Source organism: Adhaeribacter arboris (assembly GCF_003023845.1).
Taxonomy (GTDB): Bacteria; Bacteroidota; Bacteroidia; order Cytophagales; family Hymenobacteraceae; genus Adhaeribacter; species Adhaeribacter arboris.
Window position 1 is genome coordinate 6,962,317 of sequence record NZ_PYFT01000001.1, and the last position, 23,381, is coordinate 6,985,697.

Genomic DNA, 23,381 nt, shown 5'->3' on the forward strand with positions numbered 1-23,381 from the left:
TACCGCTTTTACGGGTAGGCAGTTCTGTAACCAAAGCCGGGAAACTGCGAAATTAGTAATCTGGCAGGATTTACAAAATTAACACAAACGCTATGGATTAATTGGCAAAACATTTTCATTCAATTTCTACCTTTATTGCAGACCATTCCACTATAATTAAAAACGCTTTTCGTGCGTAAAATAAAAAAGATAACCTTTGTTCTCACCGATTTTCTGGCGGCCTTCCTGGCTTGGGTTACGTTTTACATTCTTCGTAAAATTATTCTTGAGGAAGGAATTATTGACCTGACCTATAAACTAGTTGGCAATGCGGCCATAATAGCTTCTTTCTGGACTTTGCTCTACGCTTTAACGGGCCGGTACCGGGATATTTTCCGGAAATCGCGGGTAAAAGAAGTCTTAAACCTGGCTCAGATTTCTTTTTTCGGGGGTATTATTATTTTCTTCGTTTTGCTGCTCGACGATGAAGGTATTTCTAATTACCAGGCCTATTACAAGATTATCTCTACCTACCTGTTCGTTCATTTCTTTATTTCGGCCATTGCCAAAGTTTTGGCCATTATGCATAACCAGAACCTGGTTAAAAGAAGGAAGATTTATTTTAATACTTTAATTATTGGATCTAACACCAATGCGCGCGAAGTATACAAAGAGTTAGAAAAAAATAACCGGCATTTAGGTTTGCAAATTAAAGGGTTCGTGCACGTATTTGATTCATTCGGTCATTTTTACGAAGACGAATTGTGTAATTTAGGCCCTTACCGCGAGATTTCCGACTTGATAAAGCAACACCAGGTAGAAGAAGTAATTATTGCCATTGAACCCTCGGAGCACGAAAAAATAACCGAAATTTTAAGTTTACTGGAAGGCGAAAACGTACGCATCAGCATTTTGCCGGACGTGTACCAGATTTTATTGGGTTCGGTTAAAGTCAATCATTTATTCGGAACGCCACTCATTGAAGTTAAACAAGATTTAATGCCGGTTTGGCAGGAAATCTCCAAGCGGGCGGTAGATATTGGTATTTCGTTGTTTTTTATGTTGTTCTTTTTTTGGGTATACGGCATAATTGCGTTGCTGGTAAGATTATCTTCAACGGGGCCCATTATTTACCGTCAGGAACGAATAGGTAAGAGCGGCAGGCCGTTCTACATCTATAAATTCCGGAGTATGTTCGCGGATGCCGAAACCAACGGGCCGGCCTTATCTTCCGATGCGGATCCGCGGGTGACACCTTGGGGAAGATTTATGCGCAAAGTACGGCTGGATGAGTTACCCCAGTTTTACAATGTGCTGGTCGGCGAAATGTCGTTAGTGGGGCCGCGGCCGGAGCGGCAGTATTTTATTGATCAGATTGTGAAAGCCGCTCCGCAGTACAAACACTTGCTCCGGGTCCGTCCGGGTATTACTTCGCTGGGCCTGGTAAAATTTGGTTACGCCCAAAACGTAGACGAAATGATAAAGCGCCTGAAATATGACATTCTCTACATCGAAAACATGTCGCTGGCCATGGATTTCCGGGTACTCTTATATACCATTAAAGTAATTGTAGAAGGCCGGGGTAAGTAAAGTTAGCAACAAGTTACAGGTTGATATTAAGGTAAAAAAAGCCCTTTATTATTGACGCATTTATTAATTTAGGTATGGATGAAGTAACGCCAGTCCAAGAATTTAATTCCTTACACCCAAACGACTTAGCCGAAATACTCGCGGCTAAAACAGGTAAAGAAAAAGTTTTATCTTTTCTGCTCTTGCCCCCTCAACTAAAAACCGAAACTTTTTCTTACTTAAATATTAACGACCAGGAAGAAATAATTAAAAGTTTAGGTAGTACCCAAGTAGCGGAAATCTTAAATAAAATGGCTCCCGACGACCGTACCAAGTTGTTCGTGGATATTCCGGATGAATTAATAAAAGGCGCTATTAATTTATTAAGCGAAGAAGAAAGGAAAATAGCCGTTAATCTTTTAGGTTACCCCGAAAATAGTATTGGCCGGATAATGACGCCGAATTACGTGCAGGCAAAAAAAGACTGGACGATTGCCAAAACCCTGCAACACATTAAAACGCACGGTAAAAAAGCCGAAACTCTGAATTTTATTTACGTAGTAAACGAACAAAACAAGCTTTTAGATGATATTCAAATCGGCAAGTTGCTGCTGGCAGAAGAAAATGCAACCATGGAACAATTAATGGATAATAGCTTTATTTCTTTACGAAGCTTGTTAGATAAAGAAGAAGCCATTAAGGAGTTCGAAAAATACGATCGGAGCGCCTTGCCGGTTGTTACCGATGCCGGCATACTGGTAGGTATTGTAACCGTTGATGATATACTGGATGTTATTGAAAGAAGAGATACCGAAGATATTCAAAAATTTGGGGGATTAGAAGCATTAGAGATAGCGTACACCGAAACGCCGATCCTTACTCTATTCCGGAAAAGGGCTGGCTGGCTGATAGTTTTATTTCTGAGTGAAATGCTCACGGCTACGGCCATGGGCTATTTTGAAGATGAAATTGCAAAGGCCGTTATACTAGCTCTTTTTGTGCCCTTAATTATTTCCAGCGGCGGAAATTCCGGCTCTCAGGCCGCTACTTTAATTATACGGGCCATGGCTTTGCGCGAAATAACCTTAAAAGATTGGTGGTACGTCATGCGGCGAGAATTTCTTTCGGGTTTTCTATTGGGTAGTACCTTAGGAATCTTAGGCTTTATCCGGATATTTCTGTGGCAGGAAACCGGTATCTACGATTACGGCGATCATTGGCAGGCTCTGGGATTAACCGTTGGATTTTCTTTATTAGGTATTGTCATGTGGGGTACCTTTTCCGGCGCTATGATTCCGTTTCTTTTACGGACCTTTAAATTAGATCCGGCTACTTCTTCGGCGCCGTTTGTGGCTACTTTAGTGGATGTAACCGGTTTGGTAATTTACTTCACGGTCGCCAGTATAATTTTATCCGGCAAGTTACTGTAGCTTCATGTTAAAATATACCACTGGATTAATTCTTCTTCTGCTGCTCGCCTCTTGTTCCAGCCTGCACGAGATTACCACTTTACCTACCGACCAGTACCATATTACCGCTAAACAGTACCAGGCTATTACAGGTAGGGTTTATACCGGCAGAACTAAAAAAGCAAGAGTTAATTTAAAGTTAGAAGCGGATTCTTTAAAATTCCAGCCATTGAATGAGCCGCCGCCCCCCACCTCCTTCCAATTAGAGGAAATAAAAGATTTAAGGTTTCACCGGCATACATTCGATGTGGATGTTTTTACCATTCCGTTTAAAATTAGGCTGGCCATGAATGGTTTTCCCACGCAGCTTAATCCTAATTTTAGCGGCACAGTATACCTGGGTAGGCGACATGACTATTACCGGATACAAGCCATTCCCAAGCACTCTGATCGTCCGTTTAAAATAACTGGCGTAGGGTACGGTTACGGGGGCATATTAGGCATTGGAGCCGTTACCATGAACCCTTTTGTAACGCAAAACTATATTACGTACGAATACGATGGATTTGTTCTTACCGGAGGAGCAGCTGGTATTTACGACGCCAAGAAATTTAATTTAGGTCTGGCAATGGGCACCGATTTGTTGTTGGATAAGAACCGGAAACATTGGCTGTACCAAGGCAAACCCTGGCTCGGTATTTTGTTCGGTATTAACTTAAATTAAAATGAATAAAAGGTGGCTGCCGGAATTAATTAGTAAGCATACTTATCGTTTCGTCTGTTAAAACCTTTTTATTAATGGATTCGCACATCACTTTTAAACCATTTTTAAAAACATCGTGAATTTCAAATTTTTCTGAAAATGCTTCTTCACTTACGGACTCTCCGTCTGCACTAATGATTTTAACTCCGTTTCGATAAAGCGTTAAATCATACTGAAAGTTAGCGGTTATAAATTTTACGGGAGATGAAAACGTGGTTCCACTGGTTCCATAAACCGAGGTAGAAGCGCCTTTTAAACCCCAATAAGGACGAATTCGATAAATAACCAACGTTAAACCAGTAGCTTGTTTTTGATCTTTGAAATCAACCGTAGTAAAGTTTTTACTTAAAGTTGCGTGCAAGTTGTTCGTAACCGTTTTGCGAAAACTAATTACTCGCAACGCTTTAATACTTTGTCCGGAAACCATCACTGTATCTTTAATATCCGTTGGCAGAACAATGGTTAAAGGCTCCTGAATTTTACCCTCTATAGGTTTTGCGTAGGTATCGACGGTAAAATAACCCATAGGTTTTAAGTTCCGGGAACAGCCGCTCAGAAATAAAAATAAAAAGGGCAGAAGTAAAGCTTTCGTTTTCATGATTTTAGTTGAAGATAATACCTTTTTTATCGAATTAGTAGTTACTAGAATAGCTCAATATTTCATTCAGATAAACAAAAATTGATACTAACCTTTTCCCAATTAACTATTTGCCTGAGTTAGTTTATACGGAGCAAAATCAATAATTTGCACGCAACGTACCATATAAATTTACTTAATTTTTTAATAATTAAAAAAGTGTTTACCGGCATCATCGAAACCCTCGGACAAGTAAAAAGTATCCGGGAAGAAAATACAAACAAGCATTTTACCCTGGAAGCGGCCATAACGCCAGAGTTAAAGGTAGATCAAAGTGTGTCGCACAATGGGGTTTGCCTAACGGTAGTAAACATTACTGACCAGGAATATACCGTAACGGCAATTGCCGAGACCTTGCAAAAGACTAATTTAAATCGTTTAGAACCGGGCGACCTAGTAAACCTGGAGCGGTGTATGCCTGCTAATGGCAGGTTTGATGGCCACGTGGTGCAAGGGCACGTTGATCAAGTAGGAACTTGCTTGAGCGTTATAGATCAGAACGGCAGTTGGTTATATACTTTTACTTACGATTCTAGTTTAGGTAATATTACCGTGGAAAAAGGCTCCATTTGCGTGAATGGCATTAGTTTAACGGTGGTAAATTCTCAGGAAAGTCAATTTTCGGTCGCCATTATTCCGTATACTTACGAGCATACCAATTTAAAGAAGGTGAAACCCGGCGATACCGTAAACCTGGAGTTTGATATTATCGGCAAGTACGTAGCGAAATTGTTGAGCAAGTAAATCGGGATTAGTCAAGAAAGTTTGTTTTCCGTATTTGCCATAATTAATATGTTTATAAAACGAACCGGGTGAGCTTTTTAAAGCTCACCCGGTTTCGTTTGGTTTTCCTTTTGTAGCGATTAGTCGCGTTTAACCAATTTGCTGAAATTGCTGTCCGGACTCAAGAGTATGGCTAATTTCTTGGCTTCGAATTCTTTAAAAAACTCATCCCAGGATATTTCTTCAAAACTGTCGTTGTCTTTACTTTTCTTCGGAAAATGAATCCGCAGCACACCTTCGCCTTTTCCATCGTCTTCGGTTTCTTTAATAATCGACGGAACGCCGCCGTGCTGCTCGGCCCATTTTTCAATTTCTTTGCGGTCAGTGGTTTTTTTTGCTTCGCTCATAAGTTTATTTTTTGGTTTAGTACCTATACGCGCCGAGCCCGCTTTAGATTATTGTTTTCTTAAAAGAGTTTACCGGAAAATACCCTAAAATTTATCACAAGTTCCAGTTGAATAATCCGACAGACAACTTTATAACCTTCCAACTTTTCAACCTTCCAACTAATAAAATTACCGGCTGATTACTAGATGCCGACTAACCCCGTAGCCGCCCCAAATACCTAAGCCCCCGTTTATGTTAGAACGAACCGTAGTCGGAAAGCCGAACGGATTACCATTGCTGGCGCGGTCTGCTTCCATGGTAAACCAAAACTGATAATGCTGGTAATCAATAGCTGCCCATTTCAGTTGCACGGTGTCGCCGCGTTCAAAATAACCGGAACTTTCCAGGTCTACTTTCGCCGACTTTGGATAACCTCGTTCCAACGGAAAATCAATGATTCGGCCGTTGACGAATTCATCGGTAAGTACCGAGGCCTGATAACCCGGGTAAAACGGTTCCCCGTTGCGGCTCGTAAAAAACCGAACGTTGTTACCCAAGGTGTCGGGGTCTTGGTAGCGGTACCACAGAGTTACCAGGCTGTCATTTTTGGAATTGGGATGAGGCATAAACCATAACGAATCGACGGGAGTGAGGTGAGGTATAGTAGTTGCCGCGGTAAGCACTTTACCATTTGCCGTTATGCTTAGCCGGTAATTTTGCCCTAACGCCCCTTTTAAATCCGGAGAAGTATACACGTAAAATTCCGTTGCTAAGTTGGGAGAAGAAGAAAGATTAATACCGAAAAACTCATTTACTAATTGTTTTTGGTCGAGTGAAAGATCCACTAATCTTTTTTCCTGTAGAGTACTGGATTGGCTATTGGTACTTACCGTAACCGTGGCACCATGCACGAATGAACCGGTAAAGCTGCTGCTTTGCGTATTGGATAAAACGGCTAAACTACGGGTTAAAACAACAAAAGGAGGAGCATCTTGTTCTATATGGCCTTGTACCACGAGTTTTTCTTCGCCGGTGGCAATGTCTAAATTTATGTCTTCTTCGCAGCTACTAAACGCTCCAAAAAAACTGACCAGTAAAATAGTATATACAAACCATTTCATGATTAAAAACTAAAATTCCAGGTTACGGAAGGAATAGGGAATGGGAAAACGCTTACTTTTTTCGCTTTTACCGATAAGGACCCGTTGTATGGGCTGCCTTCATTATCGATGTAATAGAAAAATGGATTATGCCGGCCGTAAAGGTTGTATACCGCAAAAGTCCAGCTGGATTTTAAACGAGTCTCTTGCTTTTTTGGTAAGTCGCCGATACATCTAAACGGTGGGTGGGCTGCATCCGGAAACCATTTCGGGCGCCGTACTGGTAAATAATGGCGTCTTCTACCACGTAGCGCCGCTCGGGTAAAGTAACTGCTTGGCCGGTTCCCAGAGTAAAGGTACCGCCCCAAGTCCAGGTATCGTTCCATTTGTAAGAAGAAACCAAAGACACATCGTGGCGGCGATCGGAACGAGCCGGAAAAGGACGGCCTTGGTTCAAATCGGGAAAGGTACGGGTAGTTCGGGCGAGCGCATACCCCAACCAACCTTGTAAACGCCCTTGGTTCTTGCGAATAAAAAATTCAACTCCGTAAGACTGACCTTTGCCGGCCACAAATTCATATTCCAGATCTTTATTCATGGGTCCCGGCACGTAGCCCTCGCGGTATTCGAGTTGGTTTTCTAAGGTTTTATAATACACTTCCATGGATGCCTCATACCTATTATTTTTAAAATTGCGGAAGTAACCGGCGGTATATTGCCACGAAAATTGAGGTTTTACCAAAGCGGAACTAGGTACCCAAATATCCACCGGTAAAGCAGTATAAGCGTTGGAAACCAGATGCAGGTATTGCGCGTTACGCGTCACTCCCGCTTTTACCGAAGCAGTAGGAGATACTAGGTACCGGAAGGACAAGCGGGGCTCCAGGGCCAGGTAATCTTTAATTTTCTGACCAGACTTATAAGAAATAGAATCCGTTAATTTACCCTCCTCATCGAAATTGAACTGCGTAAAAGGACCCGTTTGGCGCATGCCGCTGGCGCGAATTCCTATATTTAGCGTAAGTTGATCGGAAAGCACCCAATCGTCGGAGAGGTAAAAGGCTACCTCGTGCGCGTGTTTGCGCTGTACTCGGTCCGTAGAGAAATCCACTCCTTCGTCGGTTTGGGCGGTACCGGTTCGGGGAGTAACCAGGTGTTTGGTGTAGTGTACCCCGTATTGCAAAGTATGGCGCCAACTCGGGTAATAATCAAAATCTACTTTCAAGCCCAAGTCTTCGACGCCCGTATCCAGTTTAGAATCGTAATTATCAAAATGCGAATCAAAAATAAAGCGATAGCGGTTATACATTCCCGATACATTCAGAAACATTTTTTCGGAAAATAAATGATTCCAACGGGCTACGGCTATCTTATTTCCCCAGTCAAAATCAGCTTGAAAGCGGCCATCCGATAAATCAAATGCCCCAACATCCTGACCCAGGTAACCACTTAAATAAAGCCGGTCTTGGCGCGACAGGGTATAATTAACTTTGGCGTTAAGGTCGTAAAAAGAATAAGGTACTCCGCCTTGTGAGCTATTTTTCAGGAATGGATTAGCTAGTACGTCCAGGTAGGTTCGGCGCCCGGAAATCATAAAAGAAGCTTTTTGTTGAGCCAGAGGTCCCTCCACTAAAAAACGGGAGGCAATTAAACCGACACCGCCGGTAGCTTGAATTTTTTCCTGGTTGCCTTCTTTCATGCTGATGTCGAGTACGGAAGCCAAACGCCCGCCGTAACGGGCCGGCATATTGCCTTTTATTACCGTGGTATTCCGGATAGCATCGCCGTTGAAAACCGAGAAAAAATTAAATAAATGGCCCGGGTTGTACACGACAGCCTCATCCAATAAAACTAAATTTTGATCTGCCCCACCGCCTCGTACGTAAAAACCGGTATTTCCTTCGCCGCCCGATTTAATGCCGGGTAATAATTGGATCGTTTTTAAAATATCCGTTTCCCCGAACAACACCGGTAAGGTTTTTACCTGTTCGATGGGCAAAATCACCTGACTCATTTGCGTACTTTTCACCTGCTCATCGGGGCGTTTATCCGTAATAATCACTTCCTGCACCTGCACCGAAGCGGACGAAAGCAGAACATTCTGTTGTAGATTTTGAGTGAGATGAAACGAGATTTCCTGCGCTTGGTAGCCTAAATACTGAGCAATTAAGGTATGATTTCCGGTGGGTAGGGTTAAGGAATAAAACCCGTAATTGTTAGCGGCAACTCCTTGATTTATCTTGTCTTTCACCCGAATTGTGGCCCCGGGCAAACTTTCCCCGGAAACCGCGTCGCGAATGTAACCACTTATTGTAAGTTTTTGCTGCCCGAACAACGGGCCGGCGAGAACAAGAAAAAGGATGAAAAAGAAATATTTATTCAAAGGAAAATTTAAACCATACTTACATCTGATATAAAAACAAATTTAACGGTAGAAAGTTACCGGTTAAAGAGCTAATCTTCTTCCGGCAAGTTTTCACCAAGCATGTTGCTCCCTCAAAAATTAGTACACTAAACTGAAAAATAAGGATAGCGCACCAACAACTTCCGGAATAATAAGCCAAAAATCCAACCTAGTACAATCCCCAAAAAAGCGCCGCCCAAAACATCACCCGGAAAATGTACCCCCAGATAAATGCGGCTATACGATATTAGCGCCGCCCACACAAACACGAAAATCTTAAAATAACGGTAGCGTTCCGGCAGAAGGAAGGCAAAGAGCATAGCAATACCGAAGGAATTAGCCGCATGCGACGATAAAAAACCAAATTTTCCGCCGCATCCCGCTACTAGGTTAATGGTTTCGGATAAGGAAGAATCGTGGCAAGGACGCAATCGGGCAAAATAAGGTTTAATAATCCGGGAAGAAATACCATCGGCAGCAATTAAAGACAAAGCAATAATCATAAACATTAAAATACTTTGTCGGCGAAAACGGAAAATCAAAAAAGCTACCAATAAGGCGTAAAAAGGAATCCAAAATCTCCGGTCGGAAACGGCAATCATAAACGGATCCCAAAACGGGGAATGATACCCATTTATGGCCAAAAACCATTCCCGGTCTAGTTTTTTTAAATTTTCCAGCACGATTAGGTTAGAAAGTTGAAAGGTTAGAAAGTTGTAAAGTTAAAGGTTAGGAAGGTTTGTATAAAATAAATGAGTTTATTGTATTTATGAACAGTCCGATTTGAACCAGTAAAAAGAAATTAAGGCTAGCAAAAGAAGCTTTAATTAAAGCATTTGATATTGGAAGTTTCTTTAATGACACTTTTATCCCGGGTTGAAAACTGTAACCTTTAATGTGAAATTTACTATCCTATATTAACCTGTAACTTTTAAACCTTTCAACCTTCCAACTTTAAAACCTTCCAACTTTTCCACCTTTTCCACCTTCCAACCATCTAACCCACCCGCAGCCAATCCACATTCTTTTTTAAAAATTGCTGCGTTTTTTCTTCTTCGCTGCCTGGTTCCGGTTTAAAGTTGTATTTCCAGGAAGCGTAGGTAGGTAAACTCATCAGAATGGATTCCACCCGGCCACCCGTTTCCAGGCCAAATTTTGTACCCCGGTCGTGCACCAGATTAAATTCGACGTAGCGGCCGCGGCGTAATAATTGCCATTCTTTTTGGCGGTCATTAAAAGGTAAATTTCTGTTTTGATTAACGATGGTGGTATAAGTAGGCGCAAAACTATCGGCCACAGCTTGCACAAAGGCAAATAATTGCTCTAAAGTTAACTCTTCTTCGGAAGGAGTAAGCCGGTCGAAGAAAATACCGCCGATGCCTCTGGTTTCGTGGCGGTGCGGCAAGTAAAAATAATCGTCGGCCCATTGCTTAAACCGGCTGTAATAATTTGGATGGTGTTGGTCACAAACCGCTTTTAATTGTTCGTGAAAATAACGTGCTTGTTTCACGTCCAGGTAAATGGGCGTGAGGTCGATACCGCCCCCGAACCAAGCTTCGCCGGTACCGACTTCCAGGTAACGCACGTTCATGTGGGTAATGGGAATAAGCGGATTTACCGGGTGAAGCACTACCGAAACACCAGTGGCAAAATACCGGGTATCGGGCATTAACAATTTGGCCGCGGCCGTGGCCGGCATATCGCCGGAAACCGCCGAAAAGTTGACGCCGCCTTTTTCGAAAATAGCGCCGTTCTGAATAACCCGGGAGCGGCCGCCGCCACCGGTTTCGTGTTGCCATTCATCTTCCTGAAACGTGGCCCGGCCATCGCATGCTTCTACTGCTGTACACAATCTATCCTGAAAACCGCGAAACCAAGCTTCTATTTCTTTCTTCATATGTAATTTTAAACCAAAGAGATAAAGTAATAACCGTAAATTTTTAAATTCCTCATTCACCTTATTTTAGCGGATGCTGAATTTGTTTATTAAGTAAAGCAAAGAATGAAGTTCCTTGTTTAATGGCTTTAAAAATACTTTATCCATCCGTAAAAATAGATATTATTTGTTTACTTAACGAACCTAATCAGATTTGGTAAACCTTATTTTCCATTTAAGTTCAGCCACAAAAATTTACTACTTGAGGTGTTAGGAAGTAGGATTAGTACCGAAAAATAGGAGGAATAGGAGAGAGGAAGACAGCCACCCGGTGGCTTTTTACGTAAATTTTATTTGCATGTAAAGCACTTACAAATCGTTGGAACCCGATCGCAAAATTCTGCTTCAAGCCTATACCCGGATGCTGACGGCCCGCACTATGGCCGACACTTACGAACAAAACCGGCAAATTTGCCGGTACGTGCATAGTACTTCCCGCGGGCACGAGGCGATTCAGTTAGCTACGGCTTTTCAATTAACTCCCGACGATTACGCTTGTTTGTATTACCGCGACGAGTCAATGTTATTAGGCCTTGGTTTCACGCCCTACGAACTCATGCTGCAGTTACTAGCCAAGGCCGATGATCCTTTTTCGGGGGGACGCATTTACTATGGGCATCCTTCGGTACGCCGGGCAGGGTTTCCTACTATTCCGCACCAAAGTTCGGCCACCGGGATGCAGGCTATTCCGGCAACGGGTATGGCACACGCTATTCGTTTCCTGGAAGCGCAAGGTAAAATTCCGAAGGAGCGCCAAAGTGTGGTATTGTGTTCTTTAGGAGATGGAGCCGTAACCGAAGGGGAAGTATCGGAAGCAATGCAAATAGCTGTGCTCAAGCAATTACCGATTATTTATTTGGTGCAGGATAACGATTGGGGAATATCGGCGAAAGGAACGGAAATGCGGGCCATGGATGCGTATGAATTTGCTTTAGGGTTTAAAGGGTTGGAACGGATGCGCATGGATGGCTCTGATTTTGCGCATGCCTACGCCGGTATGCAACGGGCATTTGGCTATGTACGGCAGGAAAGAAAACCAGTACTAGTGCACGCTAAATGTCCCTTATTGGGCCATCATACCTCGGGGGTGCGGAAAGAATGGTACCGGGGGGAAAGCATGGAACTCGCCCTCAAAGATGACCCGATTCCTAAATTAATGGCCCAGTTACTAGAAGCTGGTGAAAAATTACCGGATCTGGAGCAAATAGAACAAGCAGTATGTCGGCAGGTAGCCGAAGCTTTTGACCAGGCCACTCACGCAGCAGAACCCGACCCAACTACTATTTATCAGCACGATTTTGCTTCAACGCCGGTAACTCAAGAATTAGGGACGCGCCACCCGGTGGGTGCCGTTAAAGTAACCATGGTAGATGCCGCTTTGCACGCCATTGAAGAAATTTTAAAAGATTACCCGGAAGCCTTATTTTACGGCCAAGACGTAGGCAAACAATTAGGCGGCGTTTTTCGGGAGGCGGCATTATTAGCGGCCAAGTACGGCGAAGAGCGCGTTTTTAATACGCCCATTCAGGAGGCTTATATTATTGGTTCCACGGCCGGCATGGCAGCGGTAGGAGCAAAGCCCATCGTTGAAATTCAATTTGCCGATTATATGTGGCCCGGTTTAAACCAACTGGTCGAAGAACTTTCTAAATCCTGTTACCTTACCCAAGGAAAATTTCCGGTACAATGTCTCATTCGAGTTCCCATTGGAGCATATGGGGGAGGAGGACCTTACCATTCGGGCAGCATAGAATCGACCTTGCTTACCATCCGGGGCATAAAGGTAGTATATCCCTCCAACGCGGCCGATATGAAAGGATTAATGAAAGCAGCTTTTCTGGACCCGAATCCGGTAGTATTTCTCGAGCACAAAGGATTGTATTGGTCGAAGCTGCCGGGTACCGAAGAAGCTAAAACCTACGAGCCGGATGCAAATTACGTACTGCCCTTAGGTCAGCCTTGTCAGGTTTTACAAGCCGGCGTAAATAAAATAAAACAGGGCGAAAGTTTGGTTTTGATTACTTATGGTATGGGCGTTTACTGGGCCAAGCAAGCCGCCAAACATTTTAAAGAACAAGTAGAAATCATTGATTTGCGTACTTTATACCCTCTAAACGAAGAATTCTTAGAGACGGTAATTAAACAACACGGAAAGGCTTTACTGCTTACCGAAGAACCTTTACTGAATTCTTTTATAGAATCCTTGGCGGGTCGTTTAGCGCAACGTTGTTTTCGCTATTTAGATGCCCCCCTATTTACCTTAGGCGCGGAGAATGTACCGGCCGTACCTTTAAATGTTAACCTGGAAAATAGAATGTTACCTAATGCAGAGAAGGTAGCCGCAGCCATAAACCGCCTGCTGCATTATTAATCAAGCTTTTTTGTTGATGAATTAACATAAATTTAAATTTTGCACCACCATTTTTTAATTGATTTCCTGGAAAATATCTAACCAAAATAAATATTTGCCTATTTAGCTATCAGGTGAACAGGATAATGAATACCCACTAGTAGGTACGAGTTAGTATAGCAATATCTAATACCAAATTGAAATAAATAAGACGTGTTAACTGGCTTAATTAGAATTGGTTAACTAAGAAAAAACAACACCCGTTTGGCTATGGAAGGCCTTCTAAGGTTCCGGTGTGTAGTATTCCGACGAAGGAGGAAAGGAAGCTTAGATCCGCCCGAAAGAGCCAATCGAGGCCCGCCGGCCAGGAGGCAAACTCAGACTGTTCAAACCGCATCAGCGCCAATGCCTGGAGACGGGCACCGGCTCCCAAAACAAACAGATAATATTACTTTTACTAAAACGTCTCAATTTATTATTACATAATTTGATTTTAGGGCATATATCAATACTTCACCACCCGTTGAACACCATTAATGTGATGGCCTTTTACTTGAATGATGTAAGTTGCGCTCCGCAACTCGGTTAAATCTAAATCGAAAGTATTGTTGCCTACCACCGTAGTTGCGTTTTTAACTTGAATAACCTGCCCGGAAACATTGGTAATAATTAATTGTACTTTCTCCGCTACCAAAGCCGACACTTCTAAAGTTAAATTACCTGCTGTTGGGTTCGGGAAGGTCCGGAATGGCGAATTGTTATTGCCTTCGCGTGTAACCGCAATTACTTGGCTGGTTCGGCTATTACCGTTGGCATCTACCATTTTTAACCGGTAGTAACTAGTGCCGTTTAAAGGATTTTTATCGGGGAAAGCATAGGTGCTTAATTGCTGCGTAGTGCCCGCACCTTTAACTTTACCAATCGCTTCGAAAGTAATGCCGTTGCGGCTTCTTTCTACGATAAAGTATTCATTTTTCACTTCCGAAGCCGTTTCCCAGTTAAGCCGCACTTCGTATTTTTCGGGTCGTGCCGCAAACGCAAGCAATTCTACGGGTAAAGGTACTAAAATAGCGTTTTGGCGGAAGGCGTAATTAACAGTAGGCTCCGTTCCGAAAGTGGTAAAGTCAAATAAATCTACCCAGCCGTCGTTATCCGAATCGTGGTAATAGCTTAAACCGTATTCTAAATAATTTAACCGCCCATCTTCATCATCGTCTTCCAGCCAGTCCGGAATTTTATCATTATCCGCATCAGCTAAATTATTGTAATAACCAGCTGCCGCCGCATTGCCGGCTGCCTGAGCATTAACTTTAAACTGGTCGGCCAGATTCTTTAATTCTGTCAGAGAGTAACCGGCTGTCTGCGCCGGGGTAGAATTATCGTATGCTTCAATGGCATCCCCATAAGCATCATCATCGCTGTTTTGGTCTAAATAATCCGGGTAAGAATCTACATCGGTATTCACGGGGTACAAGGCGGAGCCCGCCGTGGAGCAACCACAGGTTACGTCATAATTATCGTCAATGCCATCTTTATCGGTATCTGTACCTTTCGGAATAATCAAAGGATTACCGGGTGTAGCCTGGGCCTCCAGGTAATCCCGCAATCCATCGTTATCGGAATCAATATCTAAGAAGTTGTATAATCCATCGCCGTCAAAATCGTTCAAACTGCCCGGAGTAGTAGTGGTAGAGCTGCTTGGGATACCATTCGTGCCTACCGGACTAGTTAACCGGCCGGTGTTAGCGCTATAGTTTGTGGTAGGGAATAATCCAAAGGGAGCTTGTTCTACTACATCCGTAATGCCATCTCCGTCCGAATCTAAATCAAAAGCGTTAATAATACCGTCCCCATCTTTATCGAATATTCTGTTAACGCCGGTTACATTATTATAATTGCCACTCGGGTAACTCGGGTCACGATAGTTGGGAATGCTATTGTTATCGTCATCCGCCGAAGGATTTAAGCCGTTGGATTCCAAAGTATCTGGTATACCATCGTTATCATCATCCAGGTCATTGATATCGGCTACACCATCCGCATCCTGGTCTTCCGCTTTAATAGGAATGGTAAATACCGCCGGCGAGGCATCATCCGCATTTTCATTATCTCTTACAATGTATTTAAAAGTAACATTACCCGCATTATTGAAAGCCGGATCAAATTTAATCTGATTTTTATTCGTGGACCAGGTGTAGTTTGTAGTAGTATTTGCCGGCGTATTGTTAACGTACAAAATTCCCTGCGCGGCGCTCGGCAAGGCACTAAACCGGAAGGTATTAATGGAAATATCGTCGGTGCCGTTTAATACATCCAGTAAAGTTACTCCGGCGGTATTAGCTAAAATTACACTGTTGGTTTGATCTATAGCAACTGGTTCGCCGTTTATTGGAATAGTAAAATTTGCCGTATTGCTGGTTGCTCCGGAATTGTCTTTCACAGAATACTGGATAACGATATCCGCCAAATTATTTATCACCGGATCAAAGGTAACAGTTGGGAAAACACTAGCGGTATAGTCTGAATTTGCAATTGCCAAAACACCATTAACCCGAAGAGTGCCCTGGGTAGTAGGATCAGGAACATTATTAAATCGGAAGGAAGTAATTGTACCATCTGCATCCGTAACCGTTGGTATTCCTAATAAGGTAGCATTAGCTGTATTCAATAAGGTAGCATTCGTATAGTTAGCTACTACGGGAGCATCATTTACTGGGGTTACGTTAATAATGAATGTTCTGCCGGTAATAGTACCACCCGCATTATCGGTAACAGAAAAACCAAAGTTCCCGGTAAGGGTTTCTGAACCATTATGCGTATACTTGATAAAACCACTATTAATATCGGCTTGCGTGAAAGTAGTATTTAAGCCTCGGGCTTCTCCGGCATCCACGATGTTATTATTGTTGAAATCGCGGAACAAGGTACCGTTTAAAGCCGCAGTAGTTACGGTATACGTAATCGCCGTTGGGGCTTGCTCGGCATCGGTATATTGTAAGAGCGTATTGGTAATGGTACCTGTAGCGGCCTCGTTAACGGTTAAAGGAGAATTCACAACTTGTACCGGAAGGTCATTAACCGGAGTAACCGTTATATTGTATAACTGATTATTTACTATTCCACCGGCGCCGTCCGAAACCGAGAAGTTAAATTTATCCGAAGTAGTTTCCGAACCATTATGCGCATAACGGACGCGACTGTTATTAATATCATCCTGCGTGAAAGTACCATTTAAAGCTACTGTTTCACCGGCATCAATTGTGTTATTCCCATTAACATCCCGGAACAAGGTGCCATTTAAAACCGCAGTAGTAACCGTGTAGATAACCGCCGCCGGTGCCTGCTCCGCATCCGTGAACTGCAACAGAGTGGTAGCTATAGTACCGGTAGTACCTTCGTTTACGGTTAAGGGGGAGTTATTTACCAGTACAGGGGGTTCGTTGGCGTTAGTAACATCTACGGTAAGGGCTTGCTCGTCGAACAAAGCGCCAGTACCATTATCCGTAGCCCGAACGGTTACCAGGTAAGAATTATTGCCATCTACATCGGTGGGTAATTCAAAGTTAGGAGCCGTAACAAAGGCTAAAACTCCGGTCGTCTGATTTATCGTGAATTTGCCGGCATCCGTTCCTCCCGCAATGGAGTAAGTAAGGGTAGTATTAGCATCTGCATCGGTGGCTATAACGGTAGTTACGGTGGTAGTATTTTCGGCTACCGCAATGGAAGCCGTAACTCCGCCACCATTAGAGGTAATAACTGGGGGCTCGTTTACGTTGATTACGTTAATGGTAAATACTTGACTGGCAGTTAAATTACCATCGGAGACCTGTATAGTAATAGTATGAGAAGTAGTTTGTTCAAAATTTAGTAAAGTTCCATTTGCCACAGTTATCACACCAGAAGTAGCATTAATGGCAAAGCGGCCGCCGGCATCATTCGTTAGAGTGTAAGTAAGCGCCGTGCCGGCATCCGGATCAGTAGCTTGAGCCGTAATACCGACCAAAGTACCGTTAACGGCATTCTCAACAACGGTATTCGCGCTAACATCGTTGTCTGTTGGGGCAGTTGGCGGTTCGTTGGCGTTAGTAACATTTACGGTAAGGGCTTGCTCGTCGAACAAAGCGCCAGTACCATTATCCGTAGCCCGAACGGTTACCAGGTAAGAATTATTGCCATCTACATCGGTGGGTAATTCAAAGTTGGGAGCCGTAACAAAGGCTAAAGCTCCGGTCGTTTGGTTAATCGTAAACTTAGCGGCATCCGTTCCTCCCACAATGGAGTACGTAATTGCGTTAGCGTCCTCATCTGCCGTTACAAGGGTGGTTACCGCGGTGGTATTCTCCGCCACCGAAATTACAGCGTTAGCACCTCCGCCATTAGAGGTAATAACGGGTGCCTCATTTACATTGGTAATGGTAACCGTTAGGGCTTGCTCATCATACAATGGACCAGGATCCAGGCCGTTATCAGTGGCTCTTACCGTTACCTCATACGTATTATTACCATCCAAATCGGAAGGATTTTCAAAGTTAGGAGCAGTAATAAAAGTTAACACACCGGTATTTTGATCAATGCTGAATTTTGCCTGATCGGCTCCGCCACTTATACTATATTGTATCACCGTGTTTGCGTTAGGGTCGGTAGTTTCAACGGTAGTAACATTCAAAGTATTTTCTGCAATGGAGATAGCGGCTGTAGCTCCTCCACCATTGGAAGTTATAACCGGAAATTCGTTTACATCGGTAACGGTAATGGTATAAGTTGCCGGAGTATTATCTTCCTGGCTGGTATTATCAATAGCGGTATAATTAAAAGTTACGGTACCGATATAAGTAACTTCCGGGTCGAATGTAAGCTGGGTGGCTTCGGTGGTATTGTAAATGGTGGAGGTGGATGTTACGGCTACATTGTTTACATACAGTACTCCCTGAGCAGAAGTAGGTAAAGAGGTAAAACGGAAACCGATAATTGTGCCATCCGTGCCGTCGTTACCGGTTAGATTAGGGATGCTAGTAGCGGCGGCGGTGCGGGGTATAGAAGCGGTTTTATTATCGGTATTGGGTCGATTATTGGTAACAGTTATCGTGTAAGTTGCTGGAGAATTATCTTCTGCCCCTAAGTTATCAACGGCAGTATACCTGGCCGTAATAACACCCGCAAAATCTGGGTTAGGATCAAAAGTGATTTGTCCGGCTTCGGTGGTATTGTAGATAGTGGTGGTGTTAGCTTCCAGCCCGTTTACGTATAAAATGCCTTGAGCCGCGGTTGGTAAAACGGTAAACCGGAAACCTTCTACAGTCCCTCCGTTATCCGTTCCTGCTAAGGCAGGGGTAGCCGTAGCGGGAGCCGTGTGCGACATGGTAACGGCTCTATTATTACTAACCGGCAAATTATTTGTAGAATTTATTGTATAGGTCGCCGGCGTTTGATCTTCTTCGTTGGTGTTATCTACAGCGGCATAGGTGAGCACTATTTGGCCAATAAAAGAAATATCCGGATCGAAGGTAATTTGTGTTGCATCGGTTGTATTATATAGTTGATTCACTACTGCCGGAACTCCGTTTACGTACAAAATACCTTGACTAGGAGCAGGGATAGATTTTAAGCGATAGCCGATAATGGTAGCATTCCCATCAGCATCGGTACCGGAAAAAGTGGATGCCGCAGTTGCGCCGGCCGTGTGAGGTACGTTGAACGTTTTATTTGTAGTATTAGGCCGGCTATTCGTAACGGTGATGGTGTAAGCAGCCGGCGTAGGATCTTCGGCGCCGGAACCATCCACAGCCGCGTAGGTAAAATTGATTACCCCGGCAAAGGTAGGATCCGGATCAAACGTTAATTGGGTGGCTTCGGTAGAGTTATAAGTGGTAGCGGTGTTCGCTTCTATTCCATTCACGTATAAAATTCCTTGCGCCGCTGTAGGCAAAGACTTAAATTGGAAGCCGCTTACCGGCCCACTCGCTCCGTCTCTACCACTTAAACTATTTATTGCCGTGGCGGCTGCCGTGTGCGACATAGACGCTGTCTTAGGATCGGTATCGGGCGTGGCATTAGTTACCGCAATAGTAAATATTTGAGTAGCTGATAATCCTCCCGTAGCGGCATCGATGGCCTGTACTGTAATGGTATGTGACGTTGCTGTTTCAAAATCGAGCAAAGTACCGTTAAGTACCGTAACTACTCCGGTTGAGGAATTAATAGCAAACCGGCCGCCGGCGTTGTCGGTTAAGGAGTAAATTATGGTTGCTCCTTCCGGATCTGTAGCTTTAGCGGTAACTCCTACGGTACTTCCATTAGCAGCGCTTTCAGCAATCGTATTAATGGCGGCATTATTATCTATAAAAGCAATAGGCGCTTCGTTTACGTTGGTAACGGCAATGGTAAAGGTTTGGCTTGAGGATAATCCGTTTACTGCATCAATGGCTTGGATGGTAATGGTATGCGAGGTTGTCGTTTCGAAATCGAGCAAAGTACTGTTAAGTACCGTAACTACTCCGGTAGCGGCATCAATCGTAAATCGCCCACCGGCGTTATCCGTCAAGGAGTAAATTATAGTTGCTCCTTCCGGATCGGCAGAGAAGCCGGTAATACCCACAGCTGTACCATTAGCTGCATTTTCGGCCACGGTGTTGGCGGCAGCATTGTTGTCAACGGGAGTGGAAGGAGGTTCGTTTGCGTTGGTTACAGTTACGGCAATTGCTTGTTCATCAAACAAAGTCCCCGTACCATTATCCGTTGCTCTGACAATGACATCATAAATATTATTAGCTCCTACATCGGTGGGTAATTCAAAATTAGGGGCCGTTAAGAAGGTTAAAGCTCCCGTGCTGGTATTGATTTGAAACTTAGCGGCATCCGCTCCGCCGTTAATGCTGTAGGTAATTGTGTTGGCATCCGCATCGGTAGCCGTAACGGTAGTAACTACCGTGGTATTTTCCGCCACGGAAATGGCGGCCGTAGCTCCGCTGCCGTTGGAAGTAATTACCGGGGCATCGTTAGCATTGTTCAGGTTGATAGTAAAAGTTTGGGTAGCAGTTAAAGCACCATCAGAAACCTGAACAATAATCGTGTGCGAGGAATTAGTTTCGTAATCGAGTAAGCTGCCATTTGCAACTCTTACCACGCCGGTAGCCGGGTCAATGGCAAAGCGGCCACCGGCATTATCCGCTAAAGAATAAGTAAGTGTGGTGCTTGCATCCGGATCAGTTGATAAAGCGGTAATACCTACCAATGTGTTATTAACTGCATTCTCCGCTACTGTATTCGCTGCAGGATTGTTGTCCGCCGGAGTGGTAGGTGGTTCGTTTACGTTGGTAACGGCAATGGTAAAGGTTTGGATAGAAGTTTGGGCTCCGGTAGCGGCATCGGCTGCTTGCACAATAATGTTGTGGGAAGTAGCTGCTTCGTAATTAAGCAAGGTTCCATTAGCCACCGTCACCACCCCGGTAGAAGCATTAATGGCAAAACGACCACCAGCATTGTCCGTTAGAGAATAAATAATAGTAGCTCCTTCCGGATCGGTAGAATTGGCAGTAATGCCTACTGCCGTACCATTAACTGCATTTTCGGCAATCGTATTGGGTGCAACCACATTGTCCACCGGGGTAGAAGGTGGTTCGTTCGTGTTGGTTATGGTTACGGCCAAGGCCTGCTCATCCAATAAGGTTCCCGTGCCATTATCCGTTGCTCTAACAATGACGTCGTAGATGTTGTTGCCTCCCGCGTCGGTAGGTACTTCAAAGTTAGGGGCCGTTAAAAAAGTTAAAGCTCCGGTGCTAGTGTTGATTTGAAACTTAGCCGCGTCCGCTCCCCCGTTAATGCTGTAAGAGATCGCATTATTTTCAGGATCAGTGGCTATCACCGTTGTAACAGCCGTAGTATTTTCTGCTATTGAAATGGCGGCACTCGTTCCACCTGAATTAGAAGTAATAACGGGTGGTTGGTTAACCGGATTAAAGGTATACGTAATGGTATTATTGGCTTGATTTGTATCGTACTCATAACTGTTAATAGTAGCCGTATTCGTGTAAAAATTAGCCGCATTAGCCGTGTTGGCTAGTATAGTGGCGGTAATGGTGAGCGTAGCCGTACCGGTGGTAGCGGCAAGCCCACCTACATTCCAGCTGCCGGTTGCAACGTTATAGTTAGGCGAATTACTGCTGATAGTGCCAAAACCGGCCGGTAGCAAATCCGATACTACTACGTTGGTGGCGGCACTGGAGCCTATATTAGCGGCGGTTAAGGTAATGGTTATTTGTTGGCCAACATAGTAAGGGCCGGATGTAGGAGTTTGACTAATAGTAATATCTGTAGAACTAACAGGTAGGTTGGTGGCGGAGATGTTAGTGGTTTGACCGGTAGCCCCCGAAGTGGCCCCATTTGCCGGAAATTCCGTTAAGGAAGGAGAGTTGGTGGTGCCATTTGATGCGCCTAAAACAGAAAAACTCGTAGCTCCCCCGGAATAAGCAATGTATCCGGCCCCGCCGCCGCCGCCCGGTCCCTCTGCTTCAGCGGTCGCTATCAGTTGATTTCCCCCGTTTCCCCCATTAGCTGCTAAACTTACGGTGCTATGGCTATTTGTTTTCACCACTATTGTTCCACCGCCCCCACCACCGCCCGGTGCATCGTTGCCCCCTGCTGATGTATTTGCCGCACTGTTACCGTTAGCTATAATAGAACCACTACCCGTTACCGTATTAGATAGTAATATAACCAAACCACCGCCATTGGCTCCGGAAGTACCTGTATTATTGTTGCTGTCTCCGGCCCCGCCGCCACCGCCCATAAATACCCGGTTTTGGGGCAAATTATCCGTTGTGTTAAACGGACGACCCCCCAAACCGCCTCTTTCCTGGCGGTTATCGCCCCCCCAGGCGGTATTTCCCGGGCCACTAACCAATGCATTGGCATCGTTGGCCGAATAATTATAACCCCCTCGTCCTCCGCCGGAGTTATTGGTTCTAACGTTCCCATTGGCCGCATACCCGGGGTCCAGGACCCAGGCATTTGTTCCGGTACAAGCAGTACACATAATTCCCTGGCCATTCCAAATAGCACCATTATTAGCATTTGCGCCGCCACCGCCGCCGGAGTTGTGCGCGCCGCCGCCGCCGCCGCCATTGGCGGGAGCTCCCCGGCCAAAAATATTTCCACCCGGTAACGTTCCGGTAATAACCAGATTGCCGGTAGTAGTAGAACCAGTAAAGGTAGTAGATCCGGCAATACTTTCGCCTTTGGCCGCTCCGTTCGCATCGGTGGCATAGGCATAATTAGGCAAGGTGGTAGGGTTAATAGAAGCCTGTTCAACAGCTCCTCCCCGAAAACCCTGACCGGAAACATTAATGCTGCCGTTGATGGTAGATGTTCCGGTTACTTCGATAGCTACAATCCCGCCAATGGATCCGTTCCAGGGAGTGGCTACTATTGAAGTTCCTGCATTAACGGTTAAAGAAGAATAGCGCGGAATCCGGACTACTTGCGTACGCGCATTAGTAGTGCTGGTATAATTATAAATAATATTAGAAACAAACGTTAAAATAGAACCATTAACAGCCGTTACCCGCTTAATTTCGTACAACCCAACGTTTCCTAAATCCGTGATAGCTCCGTAGTTTGCCGTAGTAGCATCTGTCTGAATAGTGCCACCTTGCATCTGGATGATCATAACAAAATCGCCGGGGGTAATAGCCGGATTGCCGTTACTCGTGTAAGTGCCTATGGTTAAAGTGTTTACGCCCGCTGTTACATTATTAGGTACCGGGGCATAACCATTCACCACTGTATTTAGAGCGGTTATAGCCCGGGCACCGTCTTTGCCCGTTTGAGACAATGCTTTTTGACTATTAAAGAATAGACATAGTGGTAAACAAAGAAAAAATAAGACGTAAAAATTTTTCATAACCAATAAGAAAAAGCAATATAATCCCTTCAGTCCTTAAAAAGGGCTTTAAAAGATGGTGCAGCGTTGTTTTACTTAGATTAGGGAAATTAGAAAATTTCTAAATTCTTACTATTTGTTTTATTCAACTAAAAAATTTATATATCAAAATGTATAGAAAGAATACATTAGATAAAAACAAAATCCAGAAAGTGCGGTTAAAAAGCCGGGATTTAGGAGAACTTTT

The 23,381-nt window shown here is 44.2% G+C and carries 12 protein-coding genes; 5 read left to right on the forward strand and 7 right to left on the reverse strand.

Features of this window, described 5'->3' with window-relative positions; all coding sequences use genetic code 11:
- The first annotated feature begins 171 nt into the window (after positions 1–171).
- The 3 genes from AHMF7605_RS28130 (at position 172) to AHMF7605_RS28140 (ending at position 3,681) form a co-directional block, all read left to right on the forward strand.
- Complete coding sequence (locus AHMF7605_RS28130; protein WP_233219281.1) at positions 172–1,569, forward strand: sugar transferase; 1,398 nt, start codon at positions 172–174, stop codon at positions 1,567–1,569.
- A 74-nt stretch (positions 1,570–1,643) separates the two neighbouring features.
- Positions 1,644–2,978, forward strand: a complete 1,335-nt coding sequence (mgtE, locus tag AHMF7605_RS28135; RefSeq protein ID WP_106933239.1) for a magnesium transporter — start codon at positions 1,644–1,646, stop codon at positions 2,976–2,978.
- Positions 2,979–2,982: 4 nt separating this feature from the next.
- A complete protein-coding gene (locus tag AHMF7605_RS28140) occupies positions 2,983–3,681 on the forward strand; it encodes a hypothetical protein (RefSeq protein WP_106933240.1) in 699 nt (232 codons plus the stop codon).
- Between the two features lie 25 nt (positions 3,682–3,706).
- On the opposite strand, the gene AHMF7605_RS28145 is transcribed toward AHMF7605_RS28140, so the two are convergent.
- Positions 3,707–4,318, reverse strand: a complete 612-nt coding sequence (locus tag AHMF7605_RS28145) for a hypothetical protein (RefSeq protein ID WP_106933241.1) — start codon at positions 4,316–4,318, stop codon at positions 3,707–3,709.
- Between the two features lie 198 nt (positions 4,319–4,516).
- On the opposite strand from AHMF7605_RS28145, the gene AHMF7605_RS28150 reads away from it, so the two are divergent.
- Complete coding sequence (locus AHMF7605_RS28150; protein WP_106933657.1) at positions 4,517–5,101, forward strand: riboflavin synthase; 585 nt, start codon at positions 4,517–4,519, stop codon at positions 5,099–5,101.
- A gap of 119 nt (positions 5,102–5,220) precedes the next feature.
- Here the strand turns inward: AHMF7605_RS28150 and AHMF7605_RS28155 are convergent, their stop codons facing one another.
- The 5 genes from AHMF7605_RS28155 to hemF all read right to left on the reverse strand — a co-directional run bounded on the left by AHMF7605_RS28155 (position 5,221) and on the right by hemF (position 10,868).
- On the reverse strand, positions 5,221–5,487 hold the full coding sequence (locus tag AHMF7605_RS28155) for a hypothetical protein (protein ID WP_106933242.1): 267 nt from the start codon (positions 5,485–5,487) through the stop codon (positions 5,221–5,223).
- 168 nt (positions 5,488–5,655) lie between these two features.
- Positions 5,656–6,588 carry a DUF4249 family protein gene (locus tag AHMF7605_RS28160; RefSeq protein ID WP_106933243.1) on the reverse strand — a complete coding sequence of 311 codons (933 nt, stop codon included), beginning with the start codon at positions 6,586–6,588 and terminating at the stop codon, positions 5,656–5,658.
- A 172-nt stretch (positions 6,589–6,760) separates the two neighbouring features.
- The gene (locus tag AHMF7605_RS28165; RefSeq protein ID WP_199200323.1) at positions 6,761–8,950 is read right to left on the reverse strand and encodes a TonB-dependent receptor; all 2,190 of its coding nucleotides are present in this window, start codon (positions 8,948–8,950) and stop codon (positions 6,761–6,763) included.
- A 128-nt stretch (positions 8,951–9,078) separates the two neighbouring features.
- A complete protein-coding gene (locus tag AHMF7605_RS28170; RefSeq protein ID WP_106933244.1) occupies positions 9,079–9,654 on the reverse strand; it encodes a phosphatase PAP2 family protein in 576 nt (191 codons plus the stop codon).
- A gap of 314 nt (positions 9,655–9,968) precedes the next feature.
- Positions 9,969–10,868, reverse strand: coding sequence for an oxygen-dependent coproporphyrinogen oxidase (gene hemF / locus AHMF7605_RS28175; RefSeq protein WP_106933658.1), 900 nt, complete (start codon positions 10,866–10,868; stop codon positions 9,969–9,971).
- Positions 10,869–11,226: 358 nt separating this feature from the next.
- Between hemF and AHMF7605_RS28180 the strand changes: the two genes are divergently transcribed.
- Positions 11,227–13,278 carry an alpha-ketoacid dehydrogenase subunit alpha/beta gene (locus AHMF7605_RS28180; protein WP_233219282.1) on the forward strand — a complete coding sequence of 684 codons (2,052 nt, stop codon included), beginning with the start codon at positions 11,227–11,229 and terminating at the stop codon, positions 13,276–13,278.
- A gap of 484 nt (positions 13,279–13,762) precedes the next feature.
- Here the strand turns inward: AHMF7605_RS28180 and AHMF7605_RS28185 are convergent, their stop codons facing one another.
- Positions 13,763–23,086 carry a cadherin domain-containing protein gene (locus AHMF7605_RS28185; RefSeq protein WP_158267643.1) on the reverse strand — a complete coding sequence of 3,108 codons (9,324 nt, stop codon included), beginning with the start codon at positions 23,084–23,086 and terminating at the stop codon, positions 13,763–13,765.
- Positions 23,087–23,381 lie beyond the last annotated feature (295 nt).